Source organism: Pseudomonas sp. MCal1 (assembly GCF_026341415.1).
GTDB lineage: Bacteria > Pseudomonadota > Gammaproteobacteria > Pseudomonadales > Pseudomonadaceae > Aquipseudomonas.
In genome coordinates, this window is the sequence record NZ_JAKUMP010000003.1 from 176693 (window position 1) to 191252 (window position 14560).

Sequence of the window (14560 nt, forward strand, 5' to 3'; positions counted from 1 at the left end):
ACCTGATGGTGACTGAGTGAGCGACGGTAAACATTCACAGGTCCTGGTGATATCCAAACACAGGACTTTGCTGGGCTTCGCGCTCAGGCGCAGTCAGATACTTCCAGGCTTCTTGTAGGATGCGTCTCTGAAAAATGAACTACACGGCAACAAACTGCGCACCGCAACAGTGCAGCCGCCCACACGAAGCGCTCTAAATCGCGACCAACAAGTCACTGTTGTGATCCACTCGTACGGGCAAACATGCACTTCGTCGGTGCGTTACACCGTGCAGCCCGCAAGATTCGAGGTCTTCCCACCGATTGTCGAACAATTCATCCGATTGCCCTGGCCCGCTCTAGGATCTGACCTAGACTGGTTTTCGCGGAGCTAAACCGAGCGGTCACAAAGCCGAAAATTAATCGAAACTTTTGCTGATCGCACCGGGTCATCTGAACAACTGGGCCAAAGCGTTTGGTTCGTTCCTTGCAACGGCCTCTTCACCCATTCTGCTTGCGCGTGTTGGGTAGCGTTTGCTCACCGATGCGTGGCGCGTTTGCGCCCGGCCACAGGACTTGGCCATGGACATCGCTTGTTCAAGACAAGAATCAGATCAAACAAAACGGGAGATTCATATGATCAGTGCGGCATTGGAAATTCAGGGAGAACGGGCTCATCAGCCGATGGGTGAATCGAGCACCGTAAGCGTTCCCGGCAGCCGGTCGATCAACGTCCCGGGCACCAAGACACTGACGCCAGTGGCCAGTCAGAACCCCAACAAGAAGAAAGTGTTGTTCGTGACCTCGGAAATCGCCGATCTGGTGAAGACCGGTGGTCTGGGAGACGTTTCTGCCGCCCTGCCCCGCGCCATGGCGCATCTGCATGACGTCCGGGTGTTGATCCCCGGTTACCCGCAAGTGATGAACAGCGAGAATCCGATCCATATCATCGGCGAACTGGGTGGCCACGCCGCACTGCCGCCCTGCAAGATCGGGCGCATGGACATGCCCGATGGTCTGGTGATTTATGTCCTGATCTGCCCTGAACTCTATGCCCGCGACGGCGGCCCTTATGGCGCCAACAACGGTCGCGACTGGCCGGACAACCACATTCGCTTCGCCCGTCTGGGCCTGGCAGCTGCCGATATCGCCGCCAACCTCGCCCAAATCCACTGGTGCCCGGATCTGGTGCACGCCCACGACTGGCCGGCCGGGCTGGCGCCTGCCTACATGCACTGGCGCGGGCAGCGCACGCCGACTCTGTTCACTATTCACAACCTCGCCTATCAAGGCGTGACCAGTCTGGGCTCGTGCCCGGAACTCGGGATTCCCGCCCATGCCCTGCAACAGGAAGGCATGGAGTTCTACGGCAAGATGTCGTTCCTCAAGGCCGGCATGGCCTATTCGAGCCACATCACCACGGTCAGCGCCACCTATGCGCAAGAAATCACCACCCCGGATTTCGGCTGTGGTCTGGACGGCTTTCTCGCCGCCAAGACCCAGCAAGGTTTGCTCAGCGGCATCCCCAACGGCATCGATGAAAGCTGGGACGCCGCCACCGATCCGCACCTGTTCGCGCCGTTCGCCATCGGCGACTGGGAAGGCAAGGCAATCAACGCCGCCCACGTGCGCGAACTGTTCGGTCTGCATGACTCCGAAGGCCCGCTGTTTGCCGTGGTTTCGCGTCTGGTCTATCAAAAAGGCCTGGACCTGACCGAAGCGGTGTCGGAATACATCGTCCAGAACGGTGGCCAGATCGCGATCATCGGTCGTGGCGAACCGGAAGAAGAACAGGCCATGCGCGAGCTGGCGCTGCGTTTCCCCGGCCAGATCGGCGTGCGCATCGGCTTCAATGAAACCGACGCCCGGCGCATGTTTGCCGGCAGCGATTTCCTGCTGATGCCATCGCGTTACGAGCCTTGCGGCCTGAGCCAGATGTACGCCCAGCGTTTCGGCTCGCTGCCGGTGGCACGCAATACCGGCGGGCTGGCCGACACCATCGAAAACGGCGTCACCGGTTTCCTCTTCAACGAATCGACACCGGACAGCTACCGCGAAGCCCTGAGCCGCGCGTTCAAGGTGTTTGCTTTCCCGGAACTGCTGCACGCGATGCGCTGCCGGGCGATGGCCGCGCCGTTCAACTGGTGCAAAGCCGTCGAACCCTACGCCGAACTCTACGAACAACTGGTGACCAAGGCGCTGGGCAAAACGCACCACAAATAACCAGGGAGGTTTCAACGATGGCGTCACGGACACCTGAAAGCTGGCCACACGGCGCGATCATGCTGGATGCCGACCACACGCAGTTCGCGTTGTGGGCGCCGGATGCGTTTTACGTCAGCGTCGAGCTGGACGACGGTCAGTCCCTGCCCATGCTGCCTCAAGGCGATGGCTGGTTCGTGATCAAGAGCCGTTGCCCGGCCGGCAGCCGCTACCGTTTCAATATCGATGGCGAACTGGAGGTGCCCGACCCCGCCTCCAGGGCGCAGGACGGAGACCTCGACCGTCACAGCGTGGTGGTCGATCCTCATCTTTATTCCTGGCGCAACACCACCTGGCACGGCAGGCCGTGGAATGAGGCGGTGATCTACGAACTGCATGTCGGTGCACTCGGCGGGTTTGCCGAAGTCGAGCAGCATCTGGCGCGTCTGGCCGGGCTCGGCATCACGGCCATTGAACTGATGCCGATTGCGCAATTTCCCGGTGATCGCAACTGGGGCTACGACGGTGTGCTGCATTACGCGCCGCAAGCGAGTTACGGCACGCCGGAACAACTCAAACACCTGATCGACAGCGCCCACGGTTATGGCCTGGCGGTGATTCTCGACGTGGTTTACAACCATTTCGGTCCCGACGGCAATTATCTGCATCGCTACGCCAAAGGCTTTTTTCGCGAAGACAAACATACGCCGTGGGGCGCGGCCATCGATTTTCGTCGTCGCGAAGTGCGGGACTTCTTCATCGAAAACGCATTGATGTGGCTGCTGGAATACCGTTTCGACGGCCTGCGCCTGGACGCGGTGCACGCCATCGAGGACCCGGATTTCCTTCAGGAACTCGCCCGGCGCGTACGTCAGCAGATCGACCCGACCCGCCACGTCTGGCTGACCGTGGAGAATGAACACAATCAGGCCAGCCTGCTGGAAGACGCCTACGATGCTCAGTGGAACGATGACGGCCACAACGCTTTGCATGTGCTGCTGACCGGCGAGACCGACGCCTATTACGCCGACTACGCCGAGCAACCCACCGAACAACTGGCCCGCTGCCTGAGCCAGGGCTTCGTGTTTCAGGGGCATACCACCCGACATGGCACGCCCCGTGGCGAGCCCAGCGAGCATCTGCCCTCCACCGCGTTCGTGCTGTTCCTGCAGAACCATGACCAGATCGGCAACCGCGCCTTTGGCGAACGCCTGCATCAATTGGCCGACCCGCGCGCGCTTCAAGCCGCCACGGTGCTGTTGCTGCTATCGCCGATGATTCCGCTGATGTTCATGGGCGACGAATACGCTGCCGAACAACCGTTCCTGTTCTTCACCAGCCATCACGGCGAATTGGCCAAGCTCGTGCGCGAAGGCCGACGCAACGAATTCGCAGCATTCAGCGCCTTCGCCGACCCACAGCGACGGGAGCAGATTCCCGATCCCAACGCCGCGCAGACTTTCCATGCCTCGCAACCGCGCCTGACCGGCTGCGGTACGCCGGCACAGCAGGCGACACTGGCGCTGTATCGGCAACTGTTGCAGTTGCGCCACCAGCACATCATTGCGCATTTGCCCGGTACGCAGGCGCTAGGCGCCCACGTACTGGGCCGTGGCGCCGTCAGCGCACGCTGGCGGCTGGGCGATGGCAGCGAGCTGCGAATCGACCTGAACCTCGGCGACACGCCAGTGGTCAACCTTCCACAGACCGAATCGGTGTGGCTGTTCCGCCAGCCCTCCACCGCCGGTCTCACGGATGAGGGGCAACTGCCCCCGTATTGCGCGCTCGTCAGCCTCACGGCCGCAACCCCTTTGCCACCCTTGGATGGAGAGCGCCTATGAGCGATGCGCAACTGGAAATTCTCGCCAGCCGGGCCGGCCTTGCCGTCGACTGGATCGACGCCAATGGCCGCCAGCAAAAAGTCGCCCCGGCGGTGCTGCGCAATGTTTTGACCGGCCTCGGTCACCCGGCCGGAACGGCCCAGGAAATCGACGCCAGCCTGCTCGAACTGCAACAAGTACAGGAAAACCGCCAGCTGCCTCCACTGCTCACCGCAGACGTCGGCGTTGGCCTGGACCTGGCCCGCTATTTCCAACCCGAAACCCCTTGCGAGATTCACCTTGAAGACGGCTCGCGCCTGAGCCTCAAGCTGGACGCCAAGGCCGTGTTGCCGGGCGAGATTCCGGTCGGCTACCAGCAAGTGCACATCGCCGATCAACAATTCACTCTCGCCGTGGCACCGGAACGCTGCTTCAGCGTCGGAGACGCGGTGGACAGTCCGATCCCCCGCGTGTGGGGCCTGAGCGTGCAGCTTTATGGCTTGCGCCGCCCCGGCGATGGCGGCTTCGGCGACACCCAGGCCCTGGAAGAACTGGCCCGGGTGGCCGGTGAGCGTGGTGCCGATGCGCTGGCGATCAGCCCGCTGCATGCGATGTTCAGCGCCGACACCGGGCGCTATAGCCCCTACTCGCCGTCCAGTCGGCTGTTTCTCAATGCGCTGTACGCCGCGCCCGGCGCAATTCTTGGCGAGCGCGCGCTGCGCGATGCGATTGCCGCAGCCGGCCTGACCGATCAGTTCGAACAACTGGAAAACCTGAAACTGATCGACTGGCCAAAAGCCGCCGAGGCCAAACTGAAACTGCTGCAAGCCTTGTACGACGGTTTCATCAGTGGCGAACACCCGTTACATGCAGACTTCTCCAGCTTCCGCGATGCCGGTGGCGAAGCGTTGGAAAACCATTGCCGCTTCGAAGCCATCCAGGAAATGCGCGCCGCCCAAGGCGAAAGCCTCGACTGGCGCCAATGGCCGGAACACTGGCAGGACCCGCGCGGCGCCGCCCTCGGCGCGTTTGCCGAGGAGTACGCCGAGCGCATCAGCTACTTCGCATTCTGCCAATGGCTGATCCACCGCTGCCTGGAACGCGCACAGACCGCCGCCCGCAGCGCCGGCATGGGCATCGGCCTGATCGCCGACCTGGCGGTGGGTGCCGACGGTGCCGGCAGCCAGGCCTGGAGTTTTCAGGATGAACTGCTGGCCTCGCTGACCGTCGGCGCGCCACCGGACATTCTCAATCGATCCGGACAGGGCTGGGGCATTTCCGCGTTTTCCCCGGAAGGTCTGGTGCGCAACGGTTTTCGCGCGTTCATCGACATGCTGCGCGCGAACTTCGCCCATGCCGGCGGGCTGCGCATCGACCATGTCATGGGTCTGCAACGGTTATGGGTGATTCCCAACGGTGCAGCCCCGGCGGACGGCGCCTACCTGTATTACCCGGTGGACGACCTGCTGCGTCTGCTGACCCTCGAGTCCCATCGCCATCAAGCGATCGTGCTCGGTGAAGACCTCGGCACCGTGCCCGATGGCCTGCGGGAAAAACTCATCGCCCGCGCCATGCTCGGCATGCGCGTGCTGTTGTTCGAACAGGACAACACTTTTTTCAAGCCGATACTCGACTGGCCGGACAACGCCCTCGCGACCACCAGCACCCACGATCTACCGACACTCAATGGCTGGTGGCATGGTCGCGACATAGACTGGAACGCGCGGCTCGGGCTCATCGATGCCAATGGCGAAATCGATTGGCGCCGCTATCGCGAACGCGAGCGCGAGGGCCTGCGCGGTGCACTGAGCCAGGATCCGCAAAACTTTCGCGAGGAATCCCACGAGGCCGATCAGGTGGTCGACGCCGCTGTACGTTTCCTCGGCCACACCCGAGCGCCGTTGGTGCTGCTGCCACTGGAAGATGCATTGGGCCTCGACGAACAGGCCAACCTGCCCGGCACCATCGACACCCACCCCAACTGGTCGCGCCGCCTGCCCGGCACCAGTGAAGCGCTGCTTGATGGCGTCGACGCCGCGAGGCGCCTGGAACTGTTGGCTTGCGCGCGTCTTCAGGCAGCCGAGCGTGACCGATGAGTACATTGCCTATCCAGACAACGCGGGCCACGGTCCGCCTGCAGTTTCATCGCGGCTTTACCCTTGATCAAGCAGTACCGCTGGTGCCGTACTTCGCCCGGCTCGGCATCAGCCACATTTATGCCTCGCCGTTGCTCGCCGCCCGCGCGGGCTCGATGCACGGCTACGATGTGGTCGACCCGACCCGCGTCAATCCGGAACTCGGCGGCGAGCCGGCCTTGCGTCGCCTGGTCGCCAGCCTGCGCGAGCATGGCATGGGGCTGATCCTCGACATCGTCTCCAATCACATGGCCGTCGGTGGCGGCGACAACCCGTGGTGGCTCGATCTGCTGGAATGGGGACGGCTCAGCCCCTACGGCGAGTTCTTCGACATTCAGTGGCACTCGCCTGACCCCTTGATGGAAGGCCAGTTGCTGCTGCCGTTTCTTGGCAGCGATTACGGCGTCGCGCTACAGGACGCGACCCTGCCGCTGGTGTTCAACGCCGAGAGCGGTACCTTCCATGTCGAGCACTACGAACACCACTTCCCGATCTGCCCCGGCGATTACGGCGAACTGCTCAAAGCCGATGACACCTCGAACGAAGCGCTCAAAGCCCTCGCCGACCGCTTCAGCGCGCTCAGTTATCAGACCGACGCCCGCTCGCTGGCCCTCCCGCTCAAGGAAGAACTTCAGCAACTGGCCAGCGACCCCGACGTTCTGCAGGCCATCCAGCGCAACCTGACCCGCTATGATTCGAAGACCGAAGACGGGTTTCAGCGCCTGCACCAATTGCTCGAGCGGCAAAGCTATCGTCTGGCGAGCTGGCGCACGGCGGCGGATGACATCAACTGGCGGCGCTTCTTCGACATCAACGAACTTGGCGGTTTGCGCGTCGAGCGTCCGGCGGTGTTCGAGGCCACCCACGGCAAGATTTTCCAGTTGATCGGCGAAGGCCTGATCGACGGCCTGCGCATCGACCACATCGACGGCCTCGCCGATCCGCGCAGTTACTGCCGCAAACTGCGCCGGCGCCTCGACCACCTGGCACCGGGCCGACACTTGCCGATCTACGTCGAGAAGATTCTTGGCGACGGTGAAACCCTGCCCACCGACTGGTCCGTGGACGGCAGCACCGGTTACGAATTCATGAATCAGTTGTCGCTGCTGCAACACGACCCGGACGGCGAACATGTGCTGGGCGATTTGTGGAAACGTCGCACCGAACGTCCCTCTGCGTTTATCGAAGAGGCGCAACTGGCGCGCCAGCAGATCCTCAACGGTTCGCTGGCCAGCGATTGCGAAAGCGTCGCCCAGGCCCTGCTGCAAGTGGCGCGCGATGACCTGATGACCCGCGACCTCACGCTCGGCTCGATCCGCCGGGTGTTGCAGGCGCTGATCGTGCACTTCCCGGTCTATCGCACTTACATCACTCCGATGGGCCGCTCCGCGCGGGACGAGGTGTTTTTCCAACAGGCCATGGACGGGGCGCGGCAGGCATTGAGCGAAGCCGATTGGCCAGTGCTGGACTCCGTAGCCGGCTGGCTCGGCGGCCAGCCGTGGCGACGCAAGCCCCGTGGCCGTTCGCGCAAGATTCTGAAACACGCCTGCGTGCGCTTTCAGCAACTCACCTCGCCAGCCGCCGCCAAAGCGGTGGAAGACACCGCGCTGTATCGCTCGGCGGTGCTGCTGTCGCGCAATGACGTCGGCTACAACACCGAACAGTTCAGCGCGCCGGTCAGCGACTTTCACGCGGTGAACCAGCAACGGCTGGCGAGCTTCCCGGACAACCTGCTGGCCACCGCCACCCATGATCACAAGCGCGGCGAAGACACCCGCGCGCGGCTGGCCGTGCTCAGCGAACGCAGCCACTGGTACGCCGAACAGGTCGAGTTGTGGCGCGCCCTCGCCCGGCCGCTGCGCCATGACGATCAACTGCCGTCGTCGGCAGACGAATTGATCCTCTATCAGGCGCTGCTCGGCAGTTGGCCGCTGGACCTGCGCGACGACGATCAGGCCGGTTTCGCCGACTACGCCAAGCGTGTCTGGCAGTGGCAGCAGAAAGCCCTGCGCGAAGCCAAGCTGCAAAGCAGCTGGAGTGCGCCGAACGAGGCTTACGAAAACGCAGCCCAAGCGTTCACCGAACAATTGCTGCTGGCCCCCGAAGGCGAACTGCTGCGCGGGGCGCTGGCCAAGACCGTCAACAGCATCGCCGCGGCCGGCGCCCTTAACGGGCTGGCGCAAACCTTGCTGCGCATGACGGTGCCGGGGGTGCCGGATCTGTATCAGGGCAACGAGTATTGGGATTTCAGTCTGGTCGATCCCGACAACCGCCGGCCGGTGGACTACGGCCTGCGCGAACAGACCCTGAAGGCGACGCCCGCCCAGGAGCTGTTATCGGGTTGGCGTGACGGGCGCATCAAGCAGGCCTTGATCGCTCAGGTGCTGCAGTTGCGCACCGAACACAGCGAATTGTTCCGCCGCGGTTCGTACCAGGCCCTCGAGGTGCTGGGCAGCCAGGCGCACAACGTGCTCGCGTTTGCCCGCGAGCATGGGGGGCAACGGGTCATCGTAGTCGTGCCGATCCGTTGCGCAACACTGCTGGAAAACAGTGCCATACCGAAGGTCGATGCGCTGCGCTGGGGCGATACGCGGGTGGTTTTACCGTTCGACGCCTCTGACGAAAATCTGAAGGGACTTTTTTCAAGCAGCGCAGTCACAAAAAACAGGGAGCTGCACGTCAGCGCCGCGCTGGGGGATTTCCCGGTCAATCTGCTTATTCAACACGTCTAGCAGCATGAGTTCAGTTCAGGAGCATTGCGATGAGTACCGACGATAAACGCATCCGCGAATTCGCCTATCAGATCTGGGAATCAGAAGGAAAACCCGAAGGCCAGGAAGCTCGCCACTGGGAGATGGCGCGCAAACTGGCCGAAGCCGAAGCGCTGGCACCGAAGAAATCGCCCAAGGCCGCCGGCAGTAAAACTGCCGGCAAGACCGCCACCAGCAAAGCCGCCGACGGCAAGGCGCCCGTAGCCAAACCCAAAGCGACCGCGGCCAAGGCCAAGCCAGCCAGTGCCGCCAAAGTTATTCCCCCGGGCGAAAAAGCCTCAGAGAAAAAACCTCGCGCACCGCGCAAGCCGCCAGCGGTCTGACGCGTCCCCAACCATTGAATTGAATGACCGTGTGGCGGGTTCGCTCGCCACCGAGGGCGCACTCGTCCTCGAAAAAATACCCACCCCCGATTTTTTGCAGGAGCACCTATGACCCGTCCAAAGAAAGCCGAGCCCGCCGCGCACGCCGAACCCTCGCGCATCCGTGAAGGCTTGCCCTTCCCGCTCGGTGCGACCTGGGATGGTCTGGGGGTCAACTTCGCGCTGTTTTCCGCCAACGCCACCAAGGTTGAGCTGTGCATTTTCGACGATGCCGGCGAAGTCGAACTCGAACGCATCGAACTCCCGGAATACACCGACGAGATCTACCACGGCTATCTGCCCGATGCGCATCCCGGGCTGATTTACGGTTACCGGGTTTACGGCCCGTACGACCCGGCCAACGGCCACCGCTTCAACCACAACAAATTGCTGATCGATCCGTACGCCAAACAACTGGTCGGCGAGTTGAAATGGTCAGAGGCGCTGTTCGGCTACACCATCGGTCACCCGGACGCCGACCTCAGTTTCGACGAGCGCGACAGCGCGCCCTTCGTCCCCAAGTGCAAAGTCATCGACCCGGCACACACCTGGGGACACGACCATCGCGTCAGCGTGCCGTGGGACAAGACCATCATTTATGAGACCCACGTGCGCGGCATCAGCATGCGCCACCCGTCCGTGCCGGAGAACGTACGCGGGACGTTTGCCGGGCTGATGGTCGAAGATGTGCTTGAACACATCCGCAAACTGGGTGTGTCGACCGTCGAACTGTTACCGATCCACGCCTTCGTTAACGATCAGCATCTGTTGCACAAAGGCATGACCAATTACTGGGGCTACAACAGCATCGCGTTCTTCGCTCCGGACCCGCGCTACCTGGCCAGCGGCAAGATTGCCGAGTTCAAGGAAATGGTCGCGCACCTGCACGATGCCAATCTCGAAGTGATTCTCGACGTGGTCTACAACCACACCGCCGAGGGCAACGAGCAAGGCCCGACCCTGTCGATGCGCGGGATCGACAATGCCTCGTACTACCGCTTGATGCCGGACGACAAGCGCTTCTACATCAACGATTCCGGCACCGGCAACACCCTCGACCTGAGCCACCCATGCGTGCTGCAAATGGTCACCGACTCGCTGCGCTATTGGGCCAGCGAAATGCACGTCGACGGCTTCCGTTTCGACCTGGCGACCATCCTCGGCCGTTATCACGACGGTTTCGACGAGCGCCACAGTTTCCTTGTCGCTTGCCGCCAGGACCCGGTACTGCGCCAGGTGAAAATGATCGCCGAGCCTTGGGACTGTGGCCCCGGCGGTTATCAGGTCGGCAACTTCCCGCCGGGCTGGGTCGAGTGGAACGACAAGTTCCGCGACACCGTACGCGCGTTCTGGAAAGGCGACGACGGCCAGCTCGCCGACTTCGCCAGTCGCATGACCGCCTCCGGGGAAATGTTCAACCAGCGCGGCCGCCGGCCTTATTCGTCGGTGAATTTCGTCACTGCCCACGACGGTTTTACCCTCAACGATCTGGTCTCCTACAACGACAAGCACAATGAGGCCAACGACGAAAACAATCAGGACGGCAGTAACAACAACCTGTCATGGAACCACGGCGTCGAAGGCCCCACCGACGATCCGGAAATCAATGCGCTGCGCCACCGGCAGATGCGCAACTTCTTCGCCACCTTGCTGCTGTCCCAGGGCACGCCGATGCTGGTGGCCGGCGACGAATTCGCCCGCACCCAGGACGGCAACAACAATGCCTATTGCCAGGACAGCGAAATCGGCTGGGTCAACTGGGACCTGAGCGAGGACGGCAAGGCGCTGCTGAAATTCGTCAAACGCCTGATCAAGTTGCGCCTGGCCTACCCGATCCTGCGACGCGGGCGTTTTCTGGTGGGCGAATACAACGAGGACATCGGCGTCAAGGACGTGACCTGGCTCGCGCCGGATGCCACGGAGATGACCACCGAACACTGGCATGACGCGCACAACCGCTGCATGGGTATGTTGCTCGACGGTCGCGCGCAGGAAACCGGGATCCGCCGCAAGGGCGCCGACGCCACGTTGCTGCTGGTGTTCAACGCCCATCACGACATCGTCAACTTCACCTTGCCGGAAGTGCCTGAAGGCAGCTTCTGGACCTGCATGATCGACACCAACCAACCATCGATCCGGGGTCAGGAGCGCTTCACGTTCGGTCACGAGTATTCGGTCACCGGGCGTTCGCTGCTGCTGTTTGAACTGCAACGCGAAGAAGAGGACTGACATGGACTTGCCCGGCTATCTCTCACGGCACGCGCCGGATTACCGCGATACCACCGCTCTCGGGCTGTGTCTGCGGGAAATGGTCGAGGCCGGTCTCGACCGTCTGCCACTGCCCGGCAGCGGCCGCACGCTGGAGCGCTGGCAACGGCTGTCCGAGGTCGGCGGGCATGATCTGGGGCTGTGCAAACTCTACGAAGGCCATACCGACGCGTTGGCGATCATCGAGCAACTGGGTGGCTCGCCGACGCCCGGCAGCACATGGGGTATGTGGGCGGCCGAACCACCGCAGGCGCGGGTTCGGGTCAGCCGGTCGGGGCAAATGGTGCGGTTGAACGGGCGCAAGGCCTGGTGCTCCGGGGCGGCGGTGCTCAGTCACACCCTGCTCACCGCATGGGATGAGGACGATCGTCAGCAACTGGTGGCCGTGGCCCTCGATCAACCGGGTGTGACCGTGACCGATCAGGGCTGGCAAGCGGTCGGTATGGCGGCCACCGGCAGCGTCGAAGTGCTGTTCGACGATGTCGAGGCCCAGGCGATCGGCGACCCTGGCGACTATCTGCAACGTCCGGGTTTCTGGCACGGCGGGATCGGGATCGCCGCGTGCTGGTACGGCGCCGCGAGGGAGATCGGCGAGCGCTTGCGCCAGCAATGTGCGCGACGTGAAGAGCCCCACGCGCTGGCCAGTCTCGGCGCCGTCGGCAGCGCCTTGCACGGGGCCGCTGAGGTGCTGCGGGTCAGTGCCCTGAACATCGACAGCAATCCTCACCGCAACGCCGAGTTGCTGGCCCGCCGCGTGCGCGCCGTGATCGAGGATGCCGCCGAACAGGTCATTCGCGAGACCGGTCGGGCACTCGGCGCCGGGCCGTTCTGCAAGGATCCACACTTTGCCCGCCTGGCGGCGGACTTGCCGGTGTATCTGCGCCAGAGCCACGCCGAACGTGATCTGGCGGCATTGGGCCAACTGATCGCTCAGCAACCGCGCGAGGGTTGGGCCTTATGAAGCGCAATCCGATCGTCGGCGAGGGAACCTCACTGCACGAATGGCAGGGCTCACGTCATCTGGCGGCGGTGAACAGCATCGACATTCTCGAGCTGGTACCGCCGGGATCGCGGGCGGTGGTGATCGCGCCGCATCCGGATGATGAAGTGCTCGGTTGCGGCGGACTGCTGCAACGGCTCGCGGCGGCGGGCCGAACCCTGCAATTGATCTCGGTCACCGATGGCAGCGCCAGTCATCCGGGATCGGATCGCTGGCCGGTGGAGCGCCTGAGCGTGGTGCGCCCGCAGGAGTCCGCCGAAGCCCTGCGCCGCCTCGGCCTGCCCATGCACCAGTTGCAATGGCTGCGCGGCGGCTTCCCCGACACCCAGGTCGCCGCGAGCGAGTCGATGCTGTGCGAATACCTGACCCGCTACCTGCATCCCGACGATGTGATCTTCACCACCTGGCGCGAAGACGGCCACAGCGACCACGAAGCTGTCGGCCGTGCCAGTGTCGAGGCGGCCCGGCCCGTGGGCGCGATCTGCCACGAACTGCCGGTCTGGACCTGGCACTGGGCAACCCCCGAAGACGCCGTCGTGCCGTGGGAGCGGGCGCGCAAGATTTTGCTCAGCCCCGCACAGGTCGCGCGCAAACGCCACGCGGTGCATGCGTTCGCCAGCCAGCTGGAAGGCGATCCGCAAGCCGGACTCGCTCCGGTGCTCGCGCCCTATGTCATCGATCGATTGCTGCAACCGTTCGAGGTGGTCTTTCTATGAGTGTCGAGGACCGCTACTTCGAAGGCCTGTTCACGGGCAACAACGACCCCTGGGGATTTCGCCAGCGCTGGTACGAACAACGCAAACGCCTCGTGACGCTGGCGGCCCTGCCCCGTCCGCACTATCGGGCCATCTTCGAACCGGGGTGCGCCAATGGTGAACTGAGTGCGGCGCTGGCCGGGCGCTGCGATCGGCTGTTGTGCTGCGACACCAGCGCCGCCGCTGCCAATCTGGCGCGTACTCGGCTGAGCCTGTTTGACCACGCCGAGGTGCGGCACGGGCGCTTGCCGAGCGACTGGCCTGAGGAAAAATTCGACCTGGTTGTATTTAGCGAAATCGGCTACTACCTCGACCGGCAGGATCTGACGGAAGTCATCCGGCGCATCAGCGATTCATTGACGGCGGACGGGCAACTGCTGGCCTGTCACTGGCGCCCGCCCATCGAAGGTTGCCCGCTCAATGCGCGACAGGTTCACGACCTGATTCACGAACAGTTGCACCTGCCGCGACTGGTTCTGCATCAGGAAGCGGACTTTCTGCTGGAAGTCTGGAGCCGCGAACCCCGTTCGGTGGCCGCGCTGGAGGGGTTGCGATGATCGGCATCCTGATTCCTGCGCACAACGAAGAGCAATGGCTCGATGAATGCCTGCGCGCGGCCTTGCGAGCCGCCGAAAACTCCCTGCTGGCCGGTGAACCGGTGGAAATCCTCGTAGTGCTCGACAGTTGTACCGATCGCTCGGCACACATCGTCAGCCAATACCCGGTGCAAGCATTGAGCATCGAAGCGCGCAATGTCGGTCAGGCCCGTGCCGTTGGCGCACAACACCTGCTTGAGCGCGGTGCGCGCTGGATTTCCTGCTCGGACGCCGACAGCCGCGTCGCCGAGGATTGGTTGGTGGCACAGCTGGGGCTGGGCACCGATGCGGTGTGCGGCACGGTGACCGTTGACCGCTGGCAAGACGGGTTCGATGAGGCGGCACAGATTCGCTATCACCGTGATTACCGGGCCTGCGATGGCCACCGGCACATCCATGGCGCCAATCTGGGTGTCAGCGCGCAAGCCTATGTCCGCGCCGGCGGCTTCGAGCCGTTGCCCCGAGATGAGGACGTGCAGCTGGTGCGTCAACTCGAGCGTTCAGGAGCCAGCATCGCCTGGAGCCATCGTCCGCAAGTCATCACCAGCGCCCGTCTGGACAGTCGCGCACGGGGCGGTTTTGGCGACTATCTGCGACAGTTGGCACAGACTGAATAAAAAAAAGCGGATCAGGTTGATCTGTGACGCGACGAACCGCCCGTCTTGAGCAATAC

At 63.1% G+C, this 14560-nt stretch carries 10 protein-coding genes; all 10 read left to right on the plus strand.

Annotated elements, in window-relative coordinates; translation table 11 throughout:
* Positions 1-614: 614 nt before the first annotated feature.
* The 10 genes from glgA (at position 615) to MKZ87_RS06700 (ending at position 14504) form a co-directional block, all read left to right on the plus strand.
* Entirely contained in the window at positions 615-2201 is a 1587-nt protein-coding gene (gene glgA / locus MKZ87_RS06655; RefSeq protein WP_085704028.1) for a glycogen synthase GlgA, read from the plus strand.
* A 17-nt stretch (positions 2202-2218) separates the two neighbouring features.
* Positions 2219-4021, plus strand: a complete 1803-nt coding sequence (gene treZ, locus MKZ87_RS06660; protein ID WP_266200453.1) for a malto-oligosyltrehalose trehalohydrolase — start codon at positions 2219-2221, stop codon at positions 4019-4021.
* Positions 4018-6096: a 4-alpha-glucanotransferase gene (gene malQ, locus MKZ87_RS06665; protein ID WP_266200454.1), complete on the plus strand. Its 2079-nt coding sequence runs from the start codon at positions 4018-4020 to the stop codon at positions 6094-6096. The genes treZ and malQ overlap by 4 nt, the downstream gene beginning before the upstream one ends.
* A complete protein-coding gene (locus MKZ87_RS06670) occupies positions 6093-8867 on the plus strand; it encodes a malto-oligosyltrehalose synthase (protein WP_266200455.1) in 2775 nt (924 codons plus the stop codon). Before malQ ends, MKZ87_RS06670 begins: the two co-directional genes overlap by 4 nt.
* A gap of 29 nt (positions 8868-8896) precedes the next feature.
* Positions 8897-9229 carry a DUF2934 domain-containing protein gene (locus MKZ87_RS06675; RefSeq protein ID WP_085700683.1) on the plus strand — a complete coding sequence of 111 codons (333 nt, stop codon included), beginning with the start codon at positions 8897-8899 and terminating at the stop codon, positions 9227-9229.
* A 108-nt stretch (positions 9230-9337) separates the two neighbouring features.
* Positions 9338-11497 carry a glycogen debranching protein GlgX gene (gene glgX / locus MKZ87_RS06680; RefSeq protein WP_085700684.1) on the plus strand — a complete coding sequence of 720 codons (2160 nt, stop codon included), beginning with the start codon at positions 9338-9340 and terminating at the stop codon, positions 11495-11497.
* Between the two features lies 1 nt (position 11498).
* Entirely contained in the window at positions 11499-12497 is a 999-nt protein-coding gene (locus tag MKZ87_RS06685; protein WP_266200456.1) for an acyl-CoA dehydrogenase family protein, read from the plus strand.
* On the plus strand, positions 12494-13252 hold the full coding sequence (locus tag MKZ87_RS06690) for a PIG-L deacetylase family protein (RefSeq protein WP_266200581.1): 759 nt from the start codon (positions 12494-12496) through the stop codon (positions 13250-13252). Before MKZ87_RS06685 ends, MKZ87_RS06690 begins: the two co-directional genes overlap by 4 nt.
* Entirely contained in the window at positions 13249-13848 is a 600-nt protein-coding gene (locus MKZ87_RS06695) for an SAM-dependent methyltransferase (protein WP_266200457.1), read from the plus strand. Before MKZ87_RS06690 ends, MKZ87_RS06695 begins: the two co-directional genes overlap by 4 nt.
* Complete coding sequence (locus tag MKZ87_RS06700; protein ID WP_085700688.1) at positions 13845-14504, plus strand: glycosyltransferase; 660 nt, start codon at positions 13845-13847, stop codon at positions 14502-14504. The genes MKZ87_RS06695 and MKZ87_RS06700 overlap by 4 nt, the downstream gene beginning before the upstream one ends.
* The last annotated feature ends 56 nt before the right edge of the window (positions 14505-14560 follow it).